This window comes from Pseudarthrobacter sp. lyk4-40-TYG-27, from assembly GCF_030209295.1.
Classification (GTDB): domain Bacteria; phylum Actinomycetota; class Actinomycetes; order Actinomycetales; family Micrococcaceae; genus Arthrobacter.
The window spans coordinates 250,709-274,573 of the sequence record NZ_JARVSH010000004.1 but is presented as its reverse complement, the minus strand read 5'-3'; the positions used below and the strand labels follow the sequence as shown (position 1 = coordinate 274,573).

Genomic DNA, 23,865 nt, shown 5'->3' with positions numbered 1-23,865 from the left:
CACCGTCTGAGGATATCCGTGACCGTTCTCCCCACAACACCCGAGCCCCTTCCGGGCGTGCATCCGCCTCCCCCCTAGCTGGCGCGGATGTGGCCCAAGGGAAATCCATGATTCGGGGGTGGGCCACATCCACGCCGTACACTCCGGGAGTCAGCAGCGTCGCTGGCTCCCGGGCCGGCGGGGAACGCCGCCGGCGTGCAACCTCAATCCTCGAAGTAGGCGGCTGTGGGCTGGGAGCCCGTGAACCGGTCCACCAGCGACTGGGCAAGATCGTTGAGCTTTTGGTTCCGCGTGTTGGAGGCCCGGCGGAGTACTTCAAACGCCTGGTCCTTGCTGCACTGGTTTTGCGCCATGATGATCCCGCAGGCCACGTCAATCGCGGTCCTGGTGTCCATCGCGGCCTTCAAGTGCTCGGCACGCTGGTCCGCGGACGCTATCCGGATAGCCAGGCGCAGGGCCATGCCCGCCATGTCCGCAAACCGGACCGCCTCGGACACCGCCCGCTCACTGAAGAGCCCGCTGGCGGGTGCGAAAAAATCCAGGACGGCCCCGGCGTCGTCCTGCAGTTTCATGGGCACCCCCAGCGCGCTGGCGATGCCCGCGGCTGCGAGGGCCTGGCGGTACTCGGGCCACCGGGGGTCGGAGTCCACGTCACCAAGCAGGACGGGGACGCCGGTCTCCAGCGCGTCGACGCAGGGCCCGTCTCCCAGTGTCTGCTCGATCCTGTCCAGCACCACCGCGGTATCGCTGCTGCCGCCAATGGTGGCCGTGTGCTTGCGGCGGCGCAGGGTCACGGCGCATTCAATAGGCGTGCCGGTGGTGTCCGTCATGGTGGCCGCCGCAAACGTGGTGATGGCGTCCAACACGGATTTGATGTCTTCCGTGCCGCCGATCAGTTCGACGAGCCGCTCGAAATCTTCTGCCATGTCCTGGTCCACCATGTGTTCAATGTAGAAGGCGCGCCGGCCGGCCACAAGCCACGATGTTGGGACCCGTTTTCAGCGTCCGCCCAGCTTCCACACAGGGCAGTTATGGAAACGTTATATATGCTTGCTTAGTGGTTTTTAGGTCAAGCAGTGGAATTTTGTCAGCCGCGGAGCGCCCGGCCTTGCCCGGAACGGGGCTCATCGCCGGGCGCAAGCATGCCCTGGACGGGCTCCGCACCATCGCCGTGGCGGGAGTGTTCTTTTTTCACACGGCCACCGATCTTGTCCCCGGGGGATCCATCGGCGTCGACGTCTTCTTCACGCTCAGCGGCTTCGTGATCACGCTGCTGATCATGAAGGAGTGGAGCACCACCGGCCGCCTCCACCTGGGCATCTTCTACGCCAAGCGCCTGGCCCGGCTCTGGCCGGCGTTGCTGGCGCTCTGCGCGGTGATCCTCGTGGCAGGCCTCCTGTTCCCGGCCTCGGGCTGGGGCGGGCAGGCGGGGTTCGTCCTGCCGGCCGCGGCCTACGTGATGAACCTGGCGCACTTTGGCGTGTTCGGCGACTCCATCGCCGGGGAAACGCTGGGCCCCACCTGGACCTTGGCCGTCGAGGAGCAGTTCTACCTGGTGTGGCCGCTCCTGCTGCTGGTGATGCTCCGGTTGTGGAAGGTCCGCACCGTCGCCTTCGCCACGCTGGCGGTGGCCGGCGCGTTCCTGCTGAACCGCATCCTGCTGGTCACCGAGGGCCAGCCGCTGGCCCGGATCTACAACGGCCCGGATACCCGCGCCGACGAGCTGCTGATTGGCTGCGCACTGGCCCTGCTGTTCACCTCCGTGCGGACCGGCTCCCGGCTGCACGGTGGGTTGGTGTCCGTGGCCCGCTGGGGAGCCCCGCTGGCGGCCATCACTCTGGGGGCCGCCCTGTTCCTGTTCCGGGAACCAGACACACCTGGCGTGTGGTTCACGGTTTTCTGGGCTGCCGGGCCCGCGGTGCTCGCCCTGTTGTCAGCGGTGCTGATAGGAGCCTTGGTGCTTGAGCCGGCAGGGTTCCTGGCGCGGATCCTGAGCCACCCGTGGCTCGCCAACCCCGGCCGCGACCTGTCGTATGCGATGTACCTCTGGCACTTGCCGGTGTACCTGTTGCTGATGCGGCTGATCCCGGCTTTGCCCCTCCGGATCGCGTTGACCGCGGTCCTCACCGTGCTGGTGGCGTACGCGTCGTTCCGCTTTGTGGAGCGGCCGCTCCGGCAGTGGGCCAACGCAAAGCTGGAACCCGCCGTCGTGCCGGTACCACAGGAACGCACCAAGGAGCCGGTGGCCGCCTGAGCCACTCGGCTCGCGGCGGCCGAAGGCCCGGCCGGCAGGCGGTCTGTGCCGTCAGTGCTGGATGCTTTCCTGGTCACGGTGCGCAGCGGGTTCGATCTGGAAGGTGGAATGCTCGATGCTGACGTCGAAGTCCTTGGCCACGCAGCGTTGCAGGTCGGCCAGGATGCTTGCCGAGTGCCCGTCGCGCATGCACTGATCCTGCACGGTGACGTGGGCGGACAACACCGGAACGCCCGAGGCCACCAGTGAAGCGTGCAGGTCGTGGACGTCGATGACGTGCGGCAGGGCCAGGATGTGTTCCCGTACTTTGGCCAGGTCCAGGCCCGGGGGAGTACTTTCCATCAGCACGTTCACGGTGTCCCGGAGCAGGCTGAGGGTGCGCGGGATGATCAGCGCACCGATCAGCAGGGACACGACGGCGTCCGCCCGGGTCCAGCCGGTCAGGGCGATGACCAGTGCTGCCACGATCACCGCGATGGAACCCAGGGCGTCGTTGAGCACCTCGAGGAACGCGGCCTTCATGTTGAAGTTGTGGTGACGGCCGGAGGCGAGCACCACAAGCCCCACCGCGTTGCCGGCCAGGCCGATGACGCCGAACCACAGCATGAGGGAGCCGCCCACCTCGGGAGGGGCAAACAGCCGGCGGATGCCCTCCACAATGACGAATCCGCCCACGCCCAGCAGCAATGCGGCCTGCCCGGCCGCGGCGATGATTTCGGCGCGCTTGTAACCCCAGGTGCGGGTGTGGGTGGCAGGCTTCAGGGCAAGGGATGCCGCAATCACGGCAATGAGGAGCCCCGCGGAATCGGTGAACATGTGCCCGGCGTCCGCCAGCAGGGCCAGGCTTCCGGTCAGGACCGTTCCGAGGATCTCGGCCAGCATCACGGTAAACGTGATGCCGAAAACCAGCAGCAGCTTTCCGCGCTGGCCGTGGTGGCCGGCTCCGCCGTGGGAGTGGCTGTGTCCGCTGCCCACGGGTCAGCCTTTCCTCATGGTGGGCATGCCCAAGGACTGCGGAGCCGGCCCGCAGCAGTCGTCGCCGGCCGGGTCCTGCTCCGCGTGCGGAACCGCGCAGCAGGGGTCCCCGCGCCACGCGCTGACGCCTTCACGGACGGCGATTGCCGCAATGACCAGTGCTGCCCCGGCGTCCGCCCACCACCAGCCCAAGGCGCTGTTCAGGACCAGGCCAACCAGCAGCACGGCGGAGAGGTAGGTGCACAGCAGGGTCTGCTTCGAATCGGCCACTGCCGTCCGGGAGCCGAGTTCGCGGCCGGCACGGCGCTGGGCCCAGGACAGGACGGGCATGACGGCCAGGCTCAGGGCCGCGATGACGATGCCGGGAACCGAGTGCTGCGCTTCTCCCGCGCCTGCCAGCGAGCGGACGGCGTCCACGGCAACGAACGCGGCAAGGGCAAAGAAGGACACGGCGATGATCCGCAGCGTCAGGTGCTCGCGCCGCTCCGGGTCCTTGGCGGAGAACTGCCAGGACAACGCCAGTGCGGACGCCACCTCGATCACCGAGTCCAGCCCGAAGCCGATCAGGGCCGAGGAGTCGGCCACCCCGCCCGCCCACAGCGCCACGGCGGCCTCGATGACGTTGTAGGTGATGGTGGCCGCTGCAAAGAGCCGGATCCGGCGGCTGAGGACCCGCCGGCGTTCCGTGCCGGGCATGTGGAGTGCTGTCATCGCGCCACGTTCCCGTCGGGGCCGCAGCAGGTGGGGTCCACGGCCAGGACCACGTTGATCAGGTCCGTGATGGCGTGGCCGATCCGGGCATCCGCGAGCTCGTAGCGTGTGCGCCGGCCGTCCGGAACAGCAACCACCAAGCCGCAGCCGCGCAGGCACGCCAGGTGGTTGGACATGCTCTGCCGTGACACGCCGAGGCTGTCCGCCAGGTCCGAGGGGTACGAGGCTGCCCCGGAAAGCGCCAGGAGGACACGGGCGCGGGTTGGGTCTGAGACCGCGTAGCCGAACCGGGCCAGCACGGGAGCCTGCGTGAGGGTTTGCATGATCCCAAAGTACATAGCTGGCTGTATTCAGGCAACTGTGTACTTTGGGGACTGCGACGGTCCCCGGGTTGCTAGTAGCCGGAGGTGTTGGTGGCCTGGCAGGTCTGGTCGCTTCCGGTCTGCGCCACCACGCTCCCGGAATCAGCTGACGACGGCGGTGTGGCGGGCTTGGTGCCCGTCACGAAGTCGGTGCCGGCAGAGAGCTGCACGCCCTGGATGTTGGCCACCTGCTGGACGCTGCCGGCCGGCAGGCCGAACAGTGCGGCGACGTCCGCTGCCACGTCTTCATACCCGGCGCTGTAGTAGACCATGGTCTGGGTGCGGACGGTGGCCTGGAGCTTGGTCACCTTGGTGAAGCCGGCGTCGGCCAACAGGCCGGCGATGGCAGTGCTTCGGGCCGTCACGCCGGTGCCGTTGGCAACGGATACCGGCTGCAGCGCCTTGTCGTAGGCGGGTGCCGCGGGTGTCGCGGGTGCCTGGGTGGGGGCGGCGGTAGCCGGCTGGCTCAGGTCCGGGTTGCTGCGCAGTGCAGCGAAGAAGTTGGCGGCCGCCGGCTCGTCCAAGGCCAGCCTGTTGGGGTCCTGCGGTGCCGGGACGGTGGGAGCGGTGATGAAGTTGACGCTCGCCGGATCGATGTTCTTCAGCCGGTTGGCGATGGTCAGCAGCGACGGCACGGAGGACAGCCCCGAATCCACGGTCAGGTTCTTGGTGACCGTATCAGCGATGGTCAGTACCTTTTGCGGGTTGCTGAGTGTTCCCTCGGACTTGAGTTTGCGGGTCAGCGAGGCCAGGAATCCCTGCTGGGCCTTGATCCGGCCCAGGTCCCCGCCGTTGGCGAAACCATGCCGGGTGCGCAGGAACGCCAGCGCCTGTTCACCCTGCACCTGGGAGGTGCCGGCGGGCAGGTGCAGCCCGGAATCGGGATCGTCCACGGCGTCGCTGACACATACGTCCACGCCGCCCACCGCGTTGGACAGTTCCTTGACGGCGTTGAAATCGGCCATCATGAAGTGGTCGATCTCCAGGCCGGTGAGCTTGTTCACGGTGTCCACGGCGCAGCCGATTCCAGCCTGCTTCATGGCGCTGTTGATCATGGCGCCCTGCTGTGCGGGATACTTCTGGCCGGTCTTCGGGTCCGTGCAGGCCGGGATGTTCACCAGGAGGTCGCGGGGAAAGCTCACCACGTTGACGTGTTTGTTGTCCGCCGAGATGTCCAGCAGCATCATTACGTCGGACTGTCCGTAGCCGGAGGAATCGTCCGCGCTGCCGTACTCGCTGTTGTTCCCGCTCCGGGTGTCCGAGCCCAGCACCAGGATCTGCATCCGGTCCGTGCTGTCATTGACCGCACCTTCGGTGCGTTCGCCACCGGCGGTCAGCGCCGCGGTGCTGATGTTGGACTGCAGGCGCCAGGCCCAGTAGCCGCCGAACGCCAGGACGCCGAGGAGGAGCACGGAGACGACGGCGACCACAGCCTTGACCCAGCGCGGGGCACGGCGGCGGGGCCTGCTGTGGCGGGAACTGGCGGCGTACAGCTCGCCTTGGCCCGGATAGGCAACGGGAGTGGAGCCTTCCTGTTCCGGGCCGGGAGATTTTCTGGAACCGAACACGACGAAATGACCTTCGGGAGGGGACAGGTTTCCGCTACCCTACAGGGCCAAGCTGGCAATTTCCCCAGAATGCCGGTTTCCCGGCCGCGCCGGTGCGGTCCCCGGGCGGCGGGGGCGTACTCTTTTTTCTCGGCGGTACCCGCCCCGGAGATGGGCCCGGCCGTGGAGGAAGCCCGGGGTGCAGGCTGAGGAACGGACAGATGGATACAGGTCAAAAACAACGCAGCGCGGCCCGCCCTGGCCGGCCCGGATGGGGACGATTTACTCTCTGGCTGGAGGATGACTCGCCGGGTCGCCTCCGGCCGCTGATCCTGGCCGTGGTCCTCACGCTCTCGGCGATCGGGCTCGTGGAGGTGGCGTCGGCGTCGTCCGTGGAATCCGTGGCGGCAGGAAACAATCCGTACGATCTCCCGCTCAAGCAGGCCATGTGGACCGTTGCAGGCGTGGTGATCATGCTGCTTCTGGCCCGGATGCCCGTGCGGCGGATCCGGCGCCTGGGCTGGCCCATGCTGATCGGGTCACTGGCAGCGCTGGTCCTGGTGTTCACGCCGCTGGGCATGTCCGTGAACGGCAACCGGAACTGGCTGAGCGTAGGCGGATTCACCGCCCAGCCCTCCGAGTTCGCCAAGCTGGCGCTGATTGTCTGGGCCGCGGCCATCCTGGACCGGAAACAGGCCCTGCTGGCGAACTGGAAACATGCGGTGGTACCGCTGGGCCCCGTCGGCGGGCTGATCATGATCATCGTGGCGTTGGGGCACGACCTCGGCACCACCATGATCATCATGTTGATCCTTGCCGCCACCATGTTCTACGGCGGGGTTCGGATGAAGGTGTTCTCCGTGGCCGGCCTGATCTGCGTTGTGGCCGCCCTGGTCCTCGCGGCAACCAGCGGCAACAGGATGGGCCGGATCTCGTCCTGGCTGGGCATGGGTTCGGACGAGGACGCCCAGGGCATGGGTTACCAGGCGCAGCACGGCGCATACGCGCTTGCCTCCGGCGGCTGGTTCGGAGTGGGCCTGGGGCAGAGCCGGCAGAAATGGAATTGGATCCCGGAAGCCCACAACGACTTCATCTTCTCCATCCTGGGCGAAGAACTTGGGCTGGCCGGCACCCTCCTGGTCCTCGGGCTGTTCGCGATCCTTGCCATCACGGTCTTCAAGACGATTGCCCGCACCACGGACACCTTCTCGCGGATCGTTGCCTGCAGCGTGATCACCTGGATCCTGGGGCAGGCGGTGATCAACATCGCCATGGTGAGCGGGTTGCTGCCGGTTATCGGTGTCCCGCTGCCGTTCATCTCCTACGGCGGCTCGGCCATGGTCTCCTCCCTGGCCGGCATCGGGGTGATCCTGGCCGTGACCCGGCCGGAACATCCGGACAGCAAGTCCCCGGCCAAAGCTGCCGCCCCGGCGAAGCGGGTGAGGGAACACGAATACCAGCGGTAGCACCGGGAGGGCCGTTCCGGGAACGCCCATGACGGCTGTCCGCTTCATTGTGGCCTTCGGGATCGTCAGTGCCCTGATGGACATGGTGTACGAGGGCGCGCGGAGCGTCACCGGGCCCTACCTGGGCGCCCTGGGTGCCTCGGCCGTCCTCGTCAGCGTGGTCACGGGGGCGGGTGAAGCCGTCGCCCTGGTCCTCCGCCTGCTGTTCGGGCGCCTCGCGGACCGGCCGGCACTGCGTTGGTCCCTTGCCATCTCCGGCTATGCCCTCACGGCGTTGTCCGTGCCGCTCCTGGGCATCGGCAATGCACTGTGGATCGCCTGCCTCCTGGTCCTGGCCGAACGGCTGGGCAAGGCCGTGCGGAGCCCTGCCAAAGACACCATGCTGGTTGAGGCCGGTTCCGCCTTGGGCCAGGGCAAGGCCTTTGCGCTGCACGAAGCGCTGGACCAGGTGGGAGCACTGCTGGGGCCCCTCCTGGTGGGGGCGGCGCTCGCCCTGACCGGAAGCTACGGGCCGGGATTCCTGCTGCTGGCCATCCCCGGGCTGGCGGCCATGCTGTTGCTGTTCTGGCTGAAGAACAAGGTTCCGGACCCTGCCGCCTACGAGACCGTCCCGGGCCAGCCGCCCGCGGAACCCGCCACCCCGCAGGCCGATGCCCGTCCTGGGGCTCCACCCGCACCGCCCGGCAGGGCTGCCCCGTTGCCCCGGCAGTACTGGATTTACGCCGCGTTCAGCAGCCTCACCATGTTTGGCTATGCCACGTTCGGGCTTCTCTCGTTCCACCTGGTGCAGGCCGGACTGCTTCCGCCCGCGCTGGTCCCGGTCCTCTACGCGGTGGCCATGGGAGTCGACGCCGTGGCCGCTCTGGCCTCCGGGCGGCTCTTTGACCGGGTGGGCCTGAAAGTCCTCGTGGTCCTGCCGGTGCTGGCCGCAGCAGTCCCGTGGCTTGGGTTCAGCAACAACACTGTCCTCGCGGTGGCGGGGGTGCTGGTGTGGGGAGCGGCCATGGGGGTCCAGGAAAGCACCATGCGGGCCGGCGTCGCGGGGCTGGCACCCGCAGCCCGGCGGGGGAGTGCATACGGGATGTTCACTGCCTGTTACGGCCTTGCCTGGCTGGCGGGAAGCTTCCTCATCGGCCTGCTCTATGAACAATCAATTCCGGCCTTGGCGGTGACCATCACCGGGGTGCAGGCAGTGGCCCTGGTGATCTTCGTCGTCGTCCGTCCGCACGCCGGCAGGCCATAAGCCGGCCGGAGGAGGCGCCGATGGGACTCAGGCGACGGCACTCTCAATCTCGGGGCACTCACTGCAACGGACCTCCGCAACCAGCGAGCCGGCGTCGTCCTTGCGGAAATGCGTGACGTGCTTAGTGGCCCTGCCGCAGGTGGGGCAGTAGCTCTGGCTTTGTTTTGTCCACATGCATGAATAATACGGAACGCCCCGCCAAAGGGAAGATCGGGGAACCGAACTATGTGGATGCCCGCAGCTGATTTTCATCAGATCTTGACCAAACCTGCTGGCGATCCTTCGGGAAACGCTGAGACTCGGCGCGTAGCTTGGGCTCATCAGGCAGTTTCAGTGGCATGGACGGAGCGCAGGGCAATGACCATTACAGATTACTTCGTGGCTCTCGGCGGCATGTTGGCTTCCCTCGGAGCTGCCGGGCTCGTCGCGGCCGGGCTCATCCGGGCGCGGGCGCGCCACTAACCCCTCCGGGTACCGGTACGCCGCTGCCCTTCCGGTAGTCCTCAGGCAAACGCCTGGGGCTCAAACCGGGTGCCCGCGGCGCCGCTGGGCATGGTGCTGAGGATGCTGTCCGCAACGCTGCGGACCTTAAGGTTGCGGTGCCGTGACGCCCCGGCGAGCTTGCTGAAGGCTTCGGGGTAGGAACAGCGGTTTTGTGCCATCAGCACACCGCAGGCCACATCGATGGAGGTCCTGCTCTCCAGCACCTGCTTCAGGTTGTCCCCGGAGCGGATGACGCCGTGGACGTCCAAGGCCAGCTTCAGGCTCTGTGAGGCCACCCCGGCAAACCAGGCCGCCTCGTTGGTGATCCGGGTGATGAAGGCGTAGTTGCCGTGGGCCAGGAACACCAGGGCTCCCGACGATCCGGGCCGCAGTTCGAGGGGGAGGGCCAATGCCGCTCCGTATCCGCCGTCCAGCAACCGGTGACGGTACGCCTGCCAGCGCGCGGCGGAGCCCGTGGGGTTGACCACCACGGGCGCTGACAACGCCACGCCCAGCGCTGTGGGCCCGTCTCCGTGTTCCTCCTCGGCCGCCGCGAAGCGGGCTGCTCCCGGTGTGCTGCCGGCACCGGCGGCGTAGGTTCGCTGCCTGTGCAGCACGGCGCCGCACTCGATCGTTGAGCCGGCCGTCGTACTGAGCCACCTGGCCCCTGCGTCGGCGAGCGTCTGCAGGGAGCCGGCGTCGTCCTCGGTACCTGTTATCAGGTCCAGCAGGAACCCTTGCCGTTCGGGTCCCCTGTTATGCGCCGGGCCAACCGCCACCCCGCACCCCCATTCAAGTCGTACCCAGTGGCATCGGCCGCCGCAGGTTTCCTTGCAATTTATTGGGTGGCCAGGGCGCGTGCACGAGTAGCCGGTACTCTACTTTTTCCGGCGGCCGGCGCAGGTACTTGCCCGGGCTCTTCGAGGGCCCGGCCGACGGATGGGCTACGATAGATTCGTTAGACAGCCAAGCAAGTAGGATATCGAAGGAATTCGCATGAACCCGCATGGTGCAAGCGAAGGCTACTCGTACCCCACCCTGGAAGACACAGAGCCCAGGGCCGTTGATGTGATCAACGCCCTCCGGGAGTTCCGCACATCCGAAACCGCCATGCGCCGGCGCACCCGCTCGTCGCCCGCCATGGGGGAGACCGATCTCCTGGCCCTGCGGTACCTCATTGACGCAGAAGCCGCCGGCGTGGGCGTACGCCCCACGGAGCTGGCAGGCCGGCTGGGAATCACCTCGGCCTCCATGACCACGCTCGTGGACCGGCTGGTTGCCAGCGGCCATGTAACGCGTGAACGCCACCCGTCGGACCGCCGCGCCATCATTCTCCGGCCCGCACCCGGAGCCGACGAGGAAGTCCGGCATAACCTCAACCAAATGCATAAGCGCATGCTCGAGGCCGCCGAGTCCCTGTCGCCGGAGGAAATCAAAGCGGTGATGCACTTCCTGATGCGCATGCGCGAAGCGGTGGACGCCGTCAACATGGCTCCGCACATTGGATCCCGGTAGACAACGAAGTAATCCTAGTTAGACTAGCTACATTGTTAGTGAACTATCGGATGGTGGATCGAATGACTGCAGTACTTGAACCTCAGGCGGCCGGGCACTCGATCCCGGTGACGATAGACACCGAGACTCCCGCCCGGCCCGCGGAAAGCGTGGCGCTGGACATCACGGCACCCGCGGCCCCCATGCATTGCGGCGCGGAAATGACGGCCTCCCCGGTCCCCATTGCTTCCCTCGGCTGGGCTCCACTTGAGCTCGGCTCCTCCGAATGGTCATGTGCCTGCGGGTACAGGCTGGATAGCGAACCTGCCGGAGATCCACTGGAAGCGGTCCGGCTGGCCTCCGCGCGGGTGGAAAGCATCCAGTGGGAGCTGGATGCCGCGCAGGAGGGGTTTGCCAACGCCGTGCGCGGCGCCTCCCGGCTGGGTGCCGCGCCGGACGCCCTGAGCGACGCGGCGGGCCTGACCCAGCTGGAACTCCGGGAGTTCCTCGCCGGCGGCGACCGGTTGCTGTAGGTCCAGGAGCTGTTCGACCCGAAACTCCCGGAAGAAAGCCATGAACCAATGAAGTGCAGCCACCCGTCTGTTCGGGTGCAGCTGCACTTCGTTGGTTAAAGCGGGAGAGGAAAATGTGGCCGGCCGGCTCTGGCCCGATCAGGGGGCGCGGCGAGCGGCCGGGACGCGCTATGCGGCCTGGCGGGCGGGCGTCGCGGAACAATGCCGCCGGTCAGCCAGCACGCTGATGGTGCAGGGTGCCTGGCCGGGATCGATCTTGGCCGGCAGGTGCCTGGACCGGACTGCGGAACGGAGCATTTCCAGCGCATCCTCGTCCACCCAGGCGCTGGAGATATCAAGCTCCAGGTCCAGGCCCCCTTTGAGGGAGTTGGCACGCTTGGCCACGACATAGAGTGCGTTGATGCTGTGGATGGTGATATGCCCCTTTGCAATCACCTGGGCCTTGCTGTGGTCCAGGTCAATCCGGACCACGATATTAAGCTTCGAATTCACGTTGTAAAGCCTTCCCCGGCATTGGCTGCGACGCTGCAGCTTCTTGCATGGCCTGTTTGCTTAAGCCTCAACCAGAGTAGGGACAGAATGTGATGTGCGCAACACTGCGGTCTTTATGACATCGAAGCGAACGTTGGCCCTCCCGCTCTGATCCGTGATGTGATCAAGGCACGCCCAGTAGCACCGCCTCCGAAGGACATCCCATGAGCAAAGAACAGCTGATCATTATCGGTTCCGGCCCGTCCGGCTACACCGCCGCCATCTACGCCGCCCGCGCCGGACTGAACCCGCTGGTCCTGGCCGGCTCCGTCACGGCCGGCGGTGCCCTGATGAACACCACCGAAGTGGAGAATTTCCCCGGTTTCCCGGGCGGCATCCAGGGCCCGGAGCTGATGGACGGCCTGCAGCAGCAGGCGGAAAAGTTCGGCGCCCGCATCGAGTACGACGACGCCACCTCCGTTGAGCTCAAAGGCCCCGTCAAGCGCGTGGTCACCGGCGGCGGGGAGACGTACGAGGCGCAGGCAGTCATCCTGGCCACCGGCTCGGCCTACAAGGAGCTCGGCCTGCCGGAGGAGAAGAAGTTCAGCGGACACGGCGTCTCCTGGTGCGCCACCTGCGATGGGTTCTTCTTCCGCGACCAGGACATCATCGTCGTGGGCGGCGGCGACTCCGCCATGGAGGAAGCAACTTTCCTGACCCGCTTCGGCAAGACCGTCACTGTGGTGGTCCGCAAGGGCGAACTGCGGGCCTCCCGCATCATGGCGCAGCGGGCCAAGGACAACCCCAAGATCCGGTTCGCCTGGAACTCCGCGGTCAGCGCCATCCACGGCGACGGCAAGGTCACCGGCGTGACCCTCACGGATACCCGCACCGGCGAAACCCGGCACCAGGATGCCACCGGCATCTTCGTGGCCATCGGGCACCTGCCGCGGACCGAACTCGTGGCCGGCCAAGTGGATCTGGACGAGGAGGGCTACATCAAAGTGGATGCCCCCACCACCTGCACCAACCTCGCCGGAGTCTTCGCCTGCGGCGATGCCGTTGACCACCGGTACCGGCAGGCCATCACTGCGGCCGGCACCGGCTGCGCGGCGGCCCTGGACGCGGAACGCTTCCTGGCAGCCTTGGAGGACGCAGCCAGCATCGCGACCGCGCTGGTGGAGGAACCGACGCACAACTGAGGCAGTCCAGCGGCGGGCCCCCGGGGTCAGACCACTTCGGGGAGCCTGCCCGTTAATACAGAGACCGGAGCGGCAGACCAGCGCTCGCGTTCGGGCTCGTAGGAGATCACCATCGACGCATCGTTCTCGCGAGCCTCGTCGATGGCGAGCAGCAGGGCATCCTCCATGTGCCGGGCATACTCCAGGCGCTCCGGCAGGGAACCCTGCAGGCCGGCGTCGTCAATCAGCACGTGGCCCTTGCCGTCCACAATGACCTTCAGTGAATACCCGCGGTCCTCGTGCAAGGACCCCCGGGTGGACGCAATCTCGGTGACCCGGTCTGCCCGGACCAAACCGTTGCCCAGAGTGCGAACCCACACTTCACCCATGAAATGACCTCCCCTTGGCGGTGGGCACGAATCAGCGCCCCATAAGGCGAACGCTACTCCTCGCCGGCCCTTTTGTGACCCCTGTATTTTTACCGCCGGGACGCACGCCGGCGGGGGGACCTTCGGCACTTTCGGCATGCGGTTGGGCCGGGGGAGGGTGGTGCCATGGCGGACCGGACTTCCACCGGCGGGAGCGGCAACATTGGCTCCGCAGTGGTCAATGCCCTGCTCCTGTACGGGATCAACATCTGGCCCGGGTGGCAGGTGCTGCCCTTCCTCACCTCCGGCATGGTCCGCGTCCTTGACCTCATCAACGCGTCCCTGATCGCCGGCATCGTGGTGGGCGTGGTCTGCGTCCTGATCCGTGCCCGTGCCCTTTGGGCCGTGGGAAACCTGGTGGCGCTGGGCTTCGGCTTGGCCGCCACCGTCCGCGTCTGGGAGGTCTTCCCCTTCGACTTCACGGGCGGCTGGAGCGGCTGGCCGGTGCTGGTGCGGGTGCTCCTGGTGATCGCCATGGCGGGCTCGGTCATTGGGGCCGTGGCGGAGCTGGTCAACCTGGTCCGGGCGTTGGCGGGCATCGAGCCCCGGCCCAGGAAACGTTAGGGGCCCGGGGCGCTGCCACACCCCATCCGTCGCGTCACGGCCCTGATGCGTTGGCGGCGGCCATAGGATAAATCTGATGACTTCCCCGGATGACGCCCAGCCCTTCAACCTGCGCAGTATTGCGGTGGCCGCGTTCGGTCCCACGCTGCTCTTCGGAATCGGCCAGGGTGCCATCCTCCCGGTGGTGGCATTGTCGGCCCGCGAGCTGGGCGCATCAGTGGCCGTGGCAGCCCTCATTGTGACCCTCATCGGCCTGGGCTCCTGGTTCTTCAACCTGCCCGCGTCCCTGGTGACCCTCCGCTTCGGAGAGCGCTGGTCCATCGTGGGCGCCGCCGTCGCCGCCGGCCTGGCCCTCGCCGCCGCCGCCACCTCCGCGCTGGCCCCGAACGGACTCTGGCTGCTGGCCGTGGCGATGACCGTCGTCGGGATGTCCGGTGCGGTGTTCGGCCTGGCCCGGCAGAAATACCTCACCGAGGCCGTGCCCGTGGCGTTCCGTGCCAGGGCACTGTCCACCTTGGGCGGGGTGAACCGTATCGGAGTGTTCATCGGTCCCTTTGCGGGCGCGGCCGTGATGCAGTTCTTCGGCATCGCCGGCGCGTACTGGGTGGGCGTGGTGGCCATGGCCGCGGCAGCCCTGCTGTCCCTCACCATCCCGGACCTGGCCGTGCCGGACGCCCCGCCGGGCGGGGACGGCGCCGCCCAGCCCACGCTTCGGAGCGTCGCGGTTTCGCACGCGGGCGTATTCCTCTCGCTGGGTGTGGGCATCCTGCTGCTCAGTGCGTTGCGGTCCTCCCGGCAGGTGGTGATCCCGCTCTGGGCCGACCATCTGGGCATGGACGCCACCTCCGCGTCCCTGATCTACGGCCTCTCCGGTGCGATCGACATGCTGGTGTTCTATCCCGCCGGCAAACTGATGGACCGCAAAGGCCGGCAATGGGTGGCCATCCCGTCCACGTTGCTCATGGGAACCGCACTGCTGTTGATCCCGCTCACCGGATCCTTCACCGGACTGCTGCTGGCTGCGCTGCTGATCGGCTTTGGCAACGGCATCAGCTCCGGGCTGGTGATGACCCTGGGAGCGGACTTCTCGCCGGATCGCGGCCGCGGCCAGTTCCTGGGCCTCTGGCGGTTCATGGCGGACGCCGGGTCCACCGGCGGCCCGGTGCTCCTCTCCGGGGTGACGGCACTGGCCTCCCTGGGGCCGGGGATCTCAGCCACGGGCATCCTGGGATTCGCGGCGGCGGCCGTGTTCGGCGTCGTCCTGCCCCGCCTCAAGCATCGCCGGAACTACTGACGCCGGCAGGCTATTCTCGACACATGACCGACCCCGGCGTGAGCGCCCGCATCAGCCCCCTGCACAAAGCCGTGTGGTGGGCCCAGGATTATGCCTATGCCACCGGTTGGCAGGTCCGGGGGTTCCTCTCCCGCGTGCAGCCGGCCTCCTTCCGGACGGGCACCCTGCAGCCCGTGGTGATCATCCCCGGCGTCTACGAAAACTGGCAGTTCATGATGCCGCTCATCCGGGCCATCCATGATGCCGGGCATCCCGTTCACGTGGTCACGGTGCTGCAGCGCAACAAACTCGAGGTGCCGGACGCCGCCAGGCTGGTGGCCCAGCATCTGGAGGAGGCGGGCCTGCACAACGCCATCCTGGTGGCCCACAGCAAGGGCGGGCTGATCGGCAAATACACCATGCTGTCCCTGGATCCCGAGCACCGGATCGACCGGATGATCGCCGTGTGCGCACCATTCTCCGGTTCCCGCTACGCCCGGTACATGCTGCTGCCCAGCCTGCGGATCTTCTCACCGCGCAACGCGTTGACCCTGCAGATGGCGCGCGAGCAGACCATCAACAGCCGCATCACGTCCCTGTACGGCCCGTTCGACCCGCACATCCCGGAGGGCAGCGTGCTCCCCGGCGCCACCAATATCGAGTTGCCGGTGGCCGGGCACTTCCGGATCCTCGGCGACCCGGGGACCGCGAGGATCATTGTGGAGCAGCTGAGCCTTCCGGCCTGACCGCACCCGGTGCTGCCCCTGCAGATGCTGCTGCTGCGATCCGGCCGGCGATGAATTCTGCGTCGCGGCCCACACCGTGGACCATGGAGGAGGCGAGCGAATGCTGGAAGGTGGCGCCGAGGAAGTAGAGTCCGGGCTGGGCGGTGGCCACGCCCCGCTCTTGGGCCGGCTGGCCGTCGGCGCCCATTACGGGCAGGTCGATCCAGTCCAGGTCCGGAGTGAATCCGGTACACCAGATGACGTTGGCCACTTCCAGTATCCTGCCGTCAGCCAACAGCGGCAGGCCGTCTTTGACGCCTTCCGTCCTGGGAACACGCACGACGCCGGCACGCACCAGGTCCCGGTCCTTCACCCTGACCAGTGGTCCGCTGTGCGAGAGGACCCGGGGCCGGGCCTTCCGGCCGGCGGGCGTGCCGAGCGTGAGGATATGGGAGAAGGCGAAGAAGACGGCCAGCGTCAGCGGGCGGGCGGCGGCGGCGTCGACGCGCCAGGGGATTTCGCCCGGATGGCGGCCGGACAGGTAGGTGGTGCGGGTGGAAGCAAGTTCCAGGGCGATGTCCGCGCCTGAATTGCCGGCGCCGACCACCAGGACCGGTCCCGGCGCGAGGTCACGGGGGCTCCGGTAGCTCCCGGCTGTGAGCTGCCGGATGGCCTGGCTGAGCTGCCCGGCGAAGGCGGGAATCCGGGGTTTCCGGTCCCAGCCGGAGGCGACCACCACGTTGTCGGCTTCGAAGCGCCGGCCGCCGGCGTCGATGACGAAGGCGTGGCTGTCGTGGCGGAGGCCGGTGACCCGGACATTGTGCCGGACCGGCAACCCGAACTCTTCACCGTATCGGCCCAGGTAATCGGCGAACTCTTCGCGGGAGGGGAAGGACCATTGCGGTGCGGGGAACCGGCTGCCGGGCAGGGCGTCGTACCGGGCCGGGGTAAAGAGCCTGAGGGAGTCCCAGCGGGCGCGCCAGCTGTCACCGGCTGCCGCATGTTCATCCAGGATCACAAACGGCCGGTTGAGGCGGGCAAGGTGGTAGCCCATGGCCAGGCCTGCCTGGCCGCCGCCGATGACCACGGTGGTGAAGTGCTCCGACATGGTGTCCTGCCCTTCCGTCCGTGCCGCTCCGCTGCGGTCCCGGGCTTCCTGCTACAATTCATCCGAATGATGTTCGGATGAATTAAGGCTAGGCCCAGCGATGAGTGAAGTCAATGCCCAGGCACGCCGCTACAATTCCCCGTTGCGGAGGGAACAGGCGGCGGCAACCCGGGACGCGGTGCTCTCCGCTGCCCGGGACCTGTTCGTGGGCGAGGGGTACCGGTCCGCCACCGTTGCGGCCATCGCCCGGCGGGCGGGTGTCGCCGTCGACACGATCTACGCCACGATCGGGCGGAAGCCGGACCTCCTGCGCGGGGTGGTGGAGGCGGCGATCTCGGGGACCGGCCAGGCCGTCCCGGCCGAGCGCCGGGACTACGTGATCCGCATACGCGAGGCGACGCGGGCGGCCGAGAAGATCTCCCTGTACGCCCAGGCCCTGGCACACATCCAGCCCCGGCTGGCGCCGGTGTACGAGGCGCTCCGTGATGCGGCCGGCACCGATCCGGACTGCGGCGCGCTCTGGCGGGAGATCTCGGACCGGCGCGCGGCCAACATGCGCCAATTCATCGCGGACCTCGCCACGACGGGGGAGCTCCGCACCGACCTGCCGGCCGCGGAACTCGCCGACGCTGTATGGAGCATGAACGGGCCGGAGTACTGGGGGCTGCTGGTGGGCCAGCGCGGCTGGGATCCGGAACGGTTCGCCGGGTGGTTGGGCGATGCCTGGTGCCGGCTGCTGCTGGACCGATCCTGAGCCTCGCTGCAGCCGCCCCTTAACTGAAACGCTCCTCCGGAAAGCCATGTCAGCCTTCCGGAGGAGCGCAACTAAAGCGTCCCGGACGGTATCAGCCGTCGGAGCCCGCCGGGGTGGTGGTGGCCGTGTAGCCCTCAAGCTTCAGCGCCGCCTGGGCATACTTCTGGTCGAACGTATCCGCCATATTGACCTTGGAGGTATCAACGCCAATGGTCTTCTCCTCGTCAAAGACTGTCTTGGGCCCGCCGGCGGGCATGATGCCGTCAGGGAGGAATTGGCCCTTGTCCTGGTCCAATGCCTTGACGTAATCGTCCTTGCTGATGGTGCTGTTCTGGACGAAGGCCGGCGGCAGCTTGTCCGCGATCTCCTGGGCGGAGTGGGTGCTGATCCAGTGCATGGTGTCCACGAGCGCATCCACCACCTTCTGGGCTTCATCCTGGTGGCTGTTGACCCAGTCCGCCTGGGCGAGCAGGCCTGCGGACGGCAGCGAACTGCCGAGGGCCGCCTTGGCGCCATCCGCCGTAGCCAGGTCAATGGCGGGAACCGCAAGGTTCTTGGCCTCGAGGGCGCCCACTGTTGGCTGGGTGGTCATGACGCAGTCGGCGGACCCGCGCTGGATGGCGGCGATGGCGGTGGCGCCGGCACCGACGGCGATGGTCTGGTAGTCGCTCTTGGACAGGCCGGCCTTGGACGCAATGAACTGGGTGAGTTCGTCGGTACCGGAGCCGAGATCCGTGACGCCGACAGTCTTGCCCTTGAGGTCGGCTCCGGAGTGGACGTTGGCCTTGGGGTTGCACATGATGCGCTCGCCGGGGGCGCCGGAGAGCTGGATGAGGTTGGTGACCTTCTTGCCTTTGGCCTGGAAGTCCACGGTATGGATGTACCACGCGCCGGCCATGTCCACCTGCCCGGACGCCATGGCCTCCTCCGCACCGACGCCGCCCTGCTGCTCGGTGGAGAGTTCCATCTTGACCCCGTACTTCTCGTAGTAGCCCAGCTGCTGGGCCAGTTGGTACGGGAGGTAGATCTGCTTGTCGATGCCGCCCACCATCATCTTCACGGTGGGCATGGAACTGGTGTCGGCGGAGGCGCTGCCGCCGGCGGACCCGCCGCTGGAGGCAGGGGTGGAACTGCTGCCGCAGGCTGCCAGGCTGAGGGCAACCGCTCCGGCGGCTGCAGCGGCAAGAATAGGGCGCTTCATCATCATTGTTTTACGCATCCTTTTGTTTGTCCCGATCGGGACATGGGAGTGGGTTCGGGTAGTGCGGGTTGGAAAGCTGGGTCCGGGGTCAGATGGCCTGGGCCTCGGAACGGTTCGGCGGGCGCCATTTGAGGAGCCTGTGCTCGAGGAGGTTGATCAGGGATTCGGCAAAGAGCGTGACGACGGCGATGATCACCATGCAGGCGAAGACCGTATTCGGATCGAAGGTCCCCTGCGCCTGGCTGATGATCAGGCCGATGCCTTTCTGCGCGCCGAGCACCTCGGCCACAAGGGCTCCGATGATGGCGAAGCCGAAAGCGGTGTGCAGGCTGGCGATAATCCACGTCATCGCGGAGGGAATGGTCACGTGCATCGCCACCTGGTACGGCGAAGCGCCGAGCACCCGCACATTCGCCACCAGGTTCTGGTCCACCTCACGGACGCCCTGGAAAGCGTTGAAGAACACCACGAAGAAGACCAGCACGGCCGCGAGCAGGATTTTCGGGAAGACCCCGAGGCCGAACGCCACGATGAAGATCGAGCCGAGCACGATGCGCGGAATCGAATTCACGATCCGGATGTAGGGCCCGACGACGGCCGACAGGTACTTGTTGGATCCCAGGAGGATGCCGAGGATCACGCCGACGAAGGTTCCCAGCAGGAAACCAAAGAAAGCCTCCTGAGCGGTGACCCCCAGGTTCTCCCAGATGGTGCCGAACGCCGTCCCTTCGGTGAAGAGCCTGACCAGGCTGTCCCAGATTTCGGAGGGCTGGCCGAAGAAGAATTTGTCCACCCATCCTTCCGTGGTGAACCACTGCCAGCCGCCCACCACCGCGACGGCCAGGACCACCCGGCCGATCCAGATGGATGTGGTGCGGCGCCGGGCTTTGATCCGGCCGGCGCTCTTCGCTGCTGTTTCTGGTTCCACTGGCGTCTCGCTTTTGCGGGTTTCGGGGTGGGCAACGGTTGTCATGCCGCACCTGCCGTCAGGGCATAGGCGCGGGTGACTTCGTCCTTCAGGGATTCCCAAATGCGGCCCTGGAGTTCCAGGAAGCGCTCCTCGTGCCGGATTTCCTGGACATTGCCGCGGGGCCGGGGAAGGTCGATGTCGAAGACGTCCTTGACGGACCCGGGGCTGCTGGTCATGATGACCACCCGGTCCGAGAGCGCCACCGCCTCGTCCAGGTCATGGGTGATGAACAGGACCGAGGGCCGCAGTTCCTCCCAAAGCTTGAGCAGTTCGTTCTGCATGATGGCCTTCGTCTGCACATCCAGCGCTCCGAACGGCTCGTCCATGAGGAGGATCCGCGGATTATTGATCAATGCCGCCGCCATGGCCACGCGCTTGCGCATACCGCCCGAAAGCTGGTGCGGGTACCGGTCCTCGAAACCGGCCAGGCCCACCCGGCGCAGCCAATCCCGGGCAAGGTCCGTGGCCTGGCGCTTTGGCATGCCGAGCAGGATGGGCCCCATCATGACGTTGCTGAGGACGCTCTTCCAGGGGAACAGGGCGTCCGCCTGGAACATGTAGCTCACGCCGTTGGTGATGCCTTCCACCAGGTTGCCGCCCACCCTTACCGAACCGGCACTCGGCTGCTCCAGGCCGGAGACCTGGGCCAGGGTGGTGGACTTGCCGCAGCCCGTGGGTCCGACGATCGAGCAGAACTGTCCGGCCTCGACGGTTACCGTCACATCACGGATGGCCGTGAAGGTTTCGCCTTTCGGCGTCAGGTAACGCTTCGTCAGGCCGGACACTTCGATCCGTGCCCCTTCGGCGGCCTTCTGCGGAGGCCCGGGCGGCCTGGGTGTGGGGGTGCTGTCCATTGCAAGACCTCGCTGTCTCTTGTCCATGTAGTTCTGGTTCGTGATGTTGGTCACTGGAACTGTGTGAAGCTTAGGAAGTGATCATTCCGGCCAGAAAGACTTCCGTAAGATGTGTGCTTTAGCCGCAAAAGTGCACGTTTTGTGCATTTTCTGCCCCCGTGCAAAAACCGTGCCTCCGAGGCGTCGATGAGCACCGAATCCGCGCCGCGCAGGCCATGGGCCGGCAGGCTTTTCACAACGCTGACGGCCCAAATCCTGCTGGCCTCGCTGTCGCTGCTGATCTTCACCGTGGCCTTGGGCGGTTTCCTCTTCTCGATGATCAGCAACCAGACGCTGGACCAGCAGTACCAGCTGCGCGCCCTCGGGATTGCGACCACCACGGCGCAGATGTCGGAGATCCGCTCCGCAGTGGCCTTCGGGGACCCCGGCCACCTCATCAACGGGATTGCCCGCCAGGTCATGGCAGCCGCCGGGACCGATTACGTCGTCGTCACCGACCGGGAGGGGATACGGTTCTCGCACCCGGATCCAGCGTTGATCGGCCACCGGCTGGAAGAACCGGTGGCGGTCCTGGACGGCCAAACCCATGTCGGTTTCGACCCCGGAAGCCTGGGCCGATCCGCGAACGCCAAGGCCCCCATTTTCGGCGCAGACGGCTCGGTGGTGGGCCAGGTCTCGGTGGGGATCGAGGACACCCAGGTCCTGAGCAACCAGATGCAGAACATCTGGCTGATCACGGGCTTCTCTGCCCTGGTCCTGGCCTTGGGCATCGTGGGCTCTCTGCTCCTCTCGCGGCGCATCAAGCGGGTCACGTTCGACCTGGAGCCAGCCGAGATCGCCTCCCTCCTGCAGGAACGTGAGGCCTTGCTCCACGGAATCCGGGAGGCCGTCGTCGGCCTGGACGACGACGGCAAGGTGACGGTGATCAACGAGGAGGCCCGGCGGCTGCTCCACCTGGAAGGGGAGGCCCTGGGGAAACCCATTGCCGAGCTGCTGCCGCATGGCCGCCTGCGGGACCTGCTGGCCGGCCGGCTCCCCGGTGCCGACCAGGTGGCGCTCACCGAGGATGCCCTGCTGGTTGTCAACAGGATGCCGGTGGCTACCGCCGGCCGCAGTATTGGGTCCGTGGTAACCCTTCGGGACCGCACCGAAATCGAAGGCCTGGTGCGTGACCTTCACTCGATCCAAGGTTTGATGGAGGCCATGCGGGCCTTGGAACATGAGTACGCGAACCGGCTCCACATTGTTGACGGCCTGCTGGAAATGGGGGACCTGGACCAGGCCAAGAAGTACGTCTCGCAGGTATCAACCATGTCCAGGTCCCTGGGGGAAAGGCTGCGCGCCAGCATTTCCCCGCCGGAGCTGGCTGCCTTGCTGCTGGCCAAGGTGGCTGTCGCCGCCGAACAAGACGTGCAGATGGAGGTGACCGCCGACTCCAGGCTGGAACATCCGGAGGCCGATCCCACCGAGCTGGTAACCATCGTTGGCAACCTCCTCGACAACGCCGTGGACGCGCTGGCGAATACGCCGAGGCCCCGCCGCGTGACGGTCCAGTTCGACGACGCGGACGGCGTCTTCATCGCCGTCCGGGACAACGGGCCCGGCATCCCTGCCGACAAGCTTGACCAGGTCATGGTGGACGGATACTCAACCAAGGATCCGCGGCCTGGCATGCGTCGAGGCATCGGGCTGGCCCTGGTGAGCAGGATCGTGCGCAGGGCAGGGGGAACACTGGATGTGTTTCCAGGTCCCGGCGGTAACTTTGAGGTGTGGCTGCCGGCAAAGACGCAGGCAGCGGTTGAAGACAGGAGTGCAGGCTTTGATTAAGACGCTCGTCGTGGATGACGATTTCCGGGTTGCGGGCATCCATGCGGCCAGGGTGGAGCGGGTGGACGGATTCGAGTGCGTCGGCCAGGTCTACAGTGCCGCAGCCGCACGGGATGCCATAGTCCGTCTGAACCCGGACCTCCTCCTGCTGGACATCCACCTGCCGGACGAGGACGGACTCTCCCTCCTTCGGTCCCTGCAAGCAGCCGGAACCCAGATCGACAGCATCGTGATCACCGCCGCGCAGGACCTGGCCACCGTCAAATCCGCGATGACCAGCGGCGCCATCTACTACCTGGTCAAGCCCTTCGGATTCGACCGCCTCCGCACGCAGCTGGAGGCCTACAGGAAGTGGCGCGAGGAGCTGGAAGCCGTTTCGACAGCAAACCAGGCAACCATCGACAACCTCTACAAGGCACGGTTGGCAGGGATCAAGGCGTCGGCTCCGGCCCCGCGCCTCCAGCCCACCATGCAGAAAGTGTTCGACGCCGTCCGGGCCGCCCGCGGGCCCGTCAACGCCGCGGAAATTGCCGAGCAGCTTGGCGTCAGCAGGCCAACCGCCCAGCGCTACCTGAGCACCCTGGAACGGAAGGGCCTCCTGGTCCTGGACCTGGCGTACGGCAGTACAGGCAGGCCGATGAATTCCTACACGGTTTCCTGACTGCCGCCCTGACCGGCCGGCCGCCGCTGCATACTCGCGGCTGTTGATATAACCGCAGGTCAAGCAGCAGTTGAAATTTCAAATACCTTGAGCATTTGTTGACTCTTTACCCCCTCGCTTCCTGAGCTTGGCACTGCAAAGTAAGTCCCAGCTAGACAAAACGAACACCACAAAGTCTGAGGGGACATCATGAAGAACAGCACTCTGGTCAAGGGAACTGCCGCTATCGCCGTTGGCGCCGCACTGCTGCTGGGCGGCGGAGGAACCCTGGCCAACTGGAACGCAGAAGCAACCGCCGCTCCCGGCACGATCGTTGCCGGTGACCTGAACGTGGTCAAGAGCGTCAACGGTGTCTGGAAGGACCGCAACGACACGGTCATTCCCGACATCTCCGCTTACAAGGTTGTCCCGGGCGACAAGCTCACGTTCACCCAGGACCTGACCGTGACCCTGACGGGCAACAAGATGGCCGCCAACGTCACCACCACCGGCATCAGCGCCACCAACGGCTTCACGCCGGCCAACGTCTCGGTGAGCGCTCCTGTGCTCACGGTGGGCGGCACGGCCGTCGCCAACCCGCTCAAGCCAACGCAAACGGGCGCGGACCAGACGGTCACCGCCACCATCACCTTCGAATTCCTGTCCAGCACCACCGGCCGCGCGGACACCACCAAGAGCTACAACTTCAACAACGTGGCCTTCCAGCTGACCCAGGTCACCCAGTCCGGCCTCTCCTAGCCTGACGTGGCCGGGTGGCCCCAGGGCCACCCGGCCGGCAGC

General features: G+C 66.7%; 26 protein-coding genes. 13 read left to right on the top strand and 13 right to left on the bottom strand.

Annotated elements, in window-relative coordinates; genetic code table 11:
* Positions 1-203: 203 nt before the first annotated feature.
* Positions 204-941, bottom strand: coding sequence for a GAF and ANTAR domain-containing protein (locus QRM96_RS08950; protein ID WP_043423694.1), 738 nt, complete (start codon positions 939-941; stop codon positions 204-206).
* Positions 942-1,084: 143 nt separating this feature from the next.
* On the opposite strand from QRM96_RS08950, the gene QRM96_RS08945 reads away from it, so the two are divergent.
* A complete protein-coding gene (locus tag QRM96_RS08945) occupies positions 1,085-2,254 on the top strand; it encodes an acyltransferase family protein (RefSeq protein WP_285319298.1) in 1,170 nt (389 codons plus the stop codon).
* 51 nt (positions 2,255-2,305) lie between these two features.
* Here QRM96_RS08945 and QRM96_RS08940 read toward each other — a convergent pair whose 3' ends face one another.
* From QRM96_RS08940 to QRM96_RS08925, 4 genes are all read right to left on the bottom strand, one after another.
* The gene (locus tag QRM96_RS08940; RefSeq protein ID WP_285319297.1) at positions 2,306-3,229 is read right to left on the bottom strand and encodes a cation diffusion facilitator family transporter; all 924 of its coding nucleotides are present in this window, start codon (positions 3,227-3,229) and stop codon (positions 2,306-2,308) included.
* A gap of 3 nt (positions 3,230-3,232) precedes the next feature.
* The gene (locus tag QRM96_RS08935) at positions 3,233-3,940 is read right to left on the bottom strand and encodes a cation efflux transmembrane domain-containing protein (RefSeq protein WP_018760619.1); all 708 of its coding nucleotides are present in this window, start codon (positions 3,938-3,940) and stop codon (positions 3,233-3,235) included.
* Positions 3,937-4,263, bottom strand: a complete 327-nt coding sequence (locus QRM96_RS08930; RefSeq protein ID WP_026264332.1) for an ArsR/SmtB family transcription factor — start codon at positions 4,261-4,263, stop codon at positions 3,937-3,939. The genes QRM96_RS08935 and QRM96_RS08930 overlap by 4 nt, the downstream gene beginning before the upstream one ends.
* Positions 4,264-4,334: 71 nt before the next feature.
* Entirely contained in the window at positions 4,335-5,870 is a 1,536-nt protein-coding gene (locus tag QRM96_RS08925; protein WP_285319295.1) for an LCP family protein, read from the bottom strand.
* A 200-nt stretch (positions 5,871-6,070) separates the two neighbouring features.
* Here QRM96_RS08925 and ftsW point away from each other — a divergent pair, with 200 nt between their 5' ends.
* Both ftsW and QRM96_RS08915 read left to right on the top strand, forming a co-directional pair.
* The gene (gene ftsW, locus QRM96_RS08920) at positions 6,071-7,315 is read left to right on the top strand and encodes a putative lipid II flippase FtsW (protein ID WP_285319293.1); all 1,245 of its coding nucleotides are present in this window, start codon (positions 6,071-6,073) and stop codon (positions 7,313-7,315) included.
* Between the two features lie 28 nt (positions 7,316-7,343).
* Positions 7,344-8,558: an MFS transporter gene (locus tag QRM96_RS08915; protein ID WP_285319292.1), complete on the top strand. Its 1,215-nt coding sequence runs from the start codon at positions 7,344-7,346 to the stop codon at positions 8,556-8,558.
* Positions 8,559-8,585: 27 nt separating this feature from the next.
* On the opposite strand, the gene QRM96_RS08910 is transcribed toward QRM96_RS08915, so the two are convergent.
* Positions 8,586-8,732 carry a hypothetical protein gene (locus QRM96_RS08910; protein WP_165837969.1) on the bottom strand — a complete coding sequence of 49 codons (147 nt, stop codon included), beginning with the start codon at positions 8,730-8,732 and terminating at the stop codon, positions 8,586-8,588.
* A 329-nt stretch (positions 8,733-9,061) separates the two neighbouring features.
* Positions 9,062-9,820, bottom strand: coding sequence for an ANTAR domain-containing protein (locus tag QRM96_RS08905; RefSeq protein WP_285319290.1), 759 nt, complete (start codon positions 9,818-9,820; stop codon positions 9,062-9,064).
* A 217-nt stretch (positions 9,821-10,037) separates the two neighbouring features.
* Between QRM96_RS08905 and QRM96_RS08900 the strand changes: the two genes are divergently transcribed.
* Both QRM96_RS08900 and QRM96_RS08895 read left to right on the top strand, forming a co-directional pair.
* Positions 10,038-10,556, top strand: coding sequence for a MarR family winged helix-turn-helix transcriptional regulator (locus QRM96_RS08900; RefSeq protein WP_109044268.1), 519 nt, complete (start codon positions 10,038-10,040; stop codon positions 10,554-10,556).
* A 62-nt stretch (positions 10,557-10,618) separates the two neighbouring features.
* Complete coding sequence (locus tag QRM96_RS08895; protein WP_285319288.1) at positions 10,619-11,068, top strand: hypothetical protein; 450 nt, start codon at positions 10,619-10,621, stop codon at positions 11,066-11,068.
* A 168-nt stretch (positions 11,069-11,236) separates the two neighbouring features.
* Here QRM96_RS08895 and QRM96_RS08890 read toward each other — a convergent pair whose 3' ends face one another.
* Positions 11,237-11,560, bottom strand: a complete 324-nt coding sequence (locus QRM96_RS08890) for an aminoacyl-tRNA hydrolase (RefSeq protein ID WP_285319286.1) — start codon at positions 11,558-11,560, stop codon at positions 11,237-11,239.
* Positions 11,561-11,763: 203 nt separating this feature from the next.
* Here QRM96_RS08890 and trxB point away from each other — a divergent pair, with 203 nt between their 5' ends.
* On the top strand, positions 11,764-12,741 hold the full coding sequence (gene trxB, locus QRM96_RS08885) for a thioredoxin-disulfide reductase (protein ID WP_133830412.1): 978 nt from the start codon (positions 11,764-11,766) through the stop codon (positions 12,739-12,741).
* 26 nt (positions 12,742-12,767) lie between these two features.
* On the opposite strand, the gene QRM96_RS08880 is transcribed toward trxB, so the two are convergent.
* The gene (locus QRM96_RS08880; protein WP_018760608.1) at positions 12,768-13,109 is read right to left on the bottom strand and encodes a thioredoxin domain-containing protein; all 342 of its coding nucleotides are present in this window, start codon (positions 13,107-13,109) and stop codon (positions 12,768-12,770) included.
* A 165-nt stretch (positions 13,110-13,274) separates the two neighbouring features.
* Between QRM96_RS08880 and QRM96_RS08875 the strand changes: the two genes are divergently transcribed.
* The 3 genes from QRM96_RS08875 to QRM96_RS08865 all read left to right on the top strand — a co-directional run bounded on the left by QRM96_RS08875 (position 13,275) and on the right by QRM96_RS08865 (position 15,731).
* Positions 13,275-13,712 (top strand): hypothetical protein, encoded by a 438-nt coding sequence (locus QRM96_RS08875; protein WP_285319284.1) that lies wholly within the window; start codon positions 13,275-13,277, stop codon positions 13,710-13,712.
* A 76-nt stretch (positions 13,713-13,788) separates the two neighbouring features.
* Positions 13,789-15,006, top strand: coding sequence for an MFS transporter (locus QRM96_RS08870; RefSeq protein WP_285319282.1), 1,218 nt, complete (start codon positions 13,789-13,791; stop codon positions 15,004-15,006).
* A 23-nt stretch (positions 15,007-15,029) separates the two neighbouring features.
* On the top strand, positions 15,030-15,731 hold the full coding sequence (locus tag QRM96_RS08865; RefSeq protein ID WP_285319280.1) for an esterase/lipase family protein: 702 nt from the start codon (positions 15,030-15,032) through the stop codon (positions 15,729-15,731).
* Here the strand turns inward: QRM96_RS08865 and QRM96_RS08860 are convergent.
* Positions 15,700-16,818: a flavin-containing monooxygenase gene (locus QRM96_RS08860; RefSeq protein WP_285319278.1), complete on the bottom strand. Its 1,119-nt coding sequence runs from the start codon at positions 16,816-16,818 to the stop codon at positions 15,700-15,702. The genes QRM96_RS08865 and QRM96_RS08860 overlap by 32 nt on opposite strands.
* 100 nt (positions 16,819-16,918) lie before the next feature.
* Between QRM96_RS08860 and QRM96_RS08855 the strand changes: the two genes are divergently transcribed.
* The gene (locus QRM96_RS08855) at positions 16,919-17,572 is read left to right on the top strand and encodes a TetR/AcrR family transcriptional regulator (protein WP_109044274.1); all 654 of its coding nucleotides are present in this window, start codon (positions 16,919-16,921) and stop codon (positions 17,570-17,572) included.
* 91 nt (positions 17,573-17,663) lie between these two features.
* On the opposite strand, the gene QRM96_RS08850 is transcribed toward QRM96_RS08855, so the two are convergent.
* The 3 genes from QRM96_RS08850 to QRM96_RS08840 form a co-directional block, all read right to left on the bottom strand.
* The gene (locus tag QRM96_RS08850; protein ID WP_285319277.1) at positions 17,664-18,773 is read right to left on the bottom strand and encodes an ABC transporter substrate-binding protein; all 1,110 of its coding nucleotides are present in this window, start codon (positions 18,771-18,773) and stop codon (positions 17,664-17,666) included.
* Between the two features lie 88 nt (positions 18,774-18,861).
* Entirely contained in the window at positions 18,862-19,746 is an 885-nt protein-coding gene (locus QRM96_RS08845; RefSeq protein WP_285319276.1) for an ABC transporter permease, read from the bottom strand.
* Positions 19,743-20,597 carry an ABC transporter ATP-binding protein gene (locus QRM96_RS08840; RefSeq protein ID WP_285248512.1) on the bottom strand — a complete coding sequence of 285 codons (855 nt, stop codon included), beginning with the start codon at positions 20,595-20,597 and terminating at the stop codon, positions 19,743-19,745. The genes QRM96_RS08845 and QRM96_RS08840 overlap by 4 nt, the downstream gene beginning before the upstream one ends.
* Positions 20,598-20,783: 186 nt before the next feature.
* On the opposite strand from QRM96_RS08840, the gene QRM96_RS08835 reads away from it, so the two are divergent.
* The 3 genes from QRM96_RS08835 (at position 20,784) to QRM96_RS08825 (ending at position 23,823) form a co-directional block, all read left to right on the top strand.
* Positions 20,784-22,424, top strand: a complete 1,641-nt coding sequence (locus QRM96_RS08835; protein WP_285319275.1) for an ATP-binding protein — start codon at positions 20,784-20,786, stop codon at positions 22,422-22,424.
* The gene (locus tag QRM96_RS08830) at positions 22,417-23,085 is read left to right on the top strand and encodes a response regulator (RefSeq protein WP_285319274.1); all 669 of its coding nucleotides are present in this window, start codon (positions 22,417-22,419) and stop codon (positions 23,083-23,085) included. Before QRM96_RS08835 ends, QRM96_RS08830 begins: the two co-directional genes overlap by 8 nt.
* A 189-nt stretch (positions 23,086-23,274) precedes the next feature.
* Positions 23,275-23,823 carry an alternate-type signal peptide domain-containing protein gene (locus QRM96_RS08825; protein ID WP_285319272.1) on the top strand — a complete coding sequence of 183 codons (549 nt, stop codon included), beginning with the start codon at positions 23,275-23,277 and terminating at the stop codon, positions 23,821-23,823.
* Positions 23,824-23,865 lie beyond the last annotated feature (42 nt).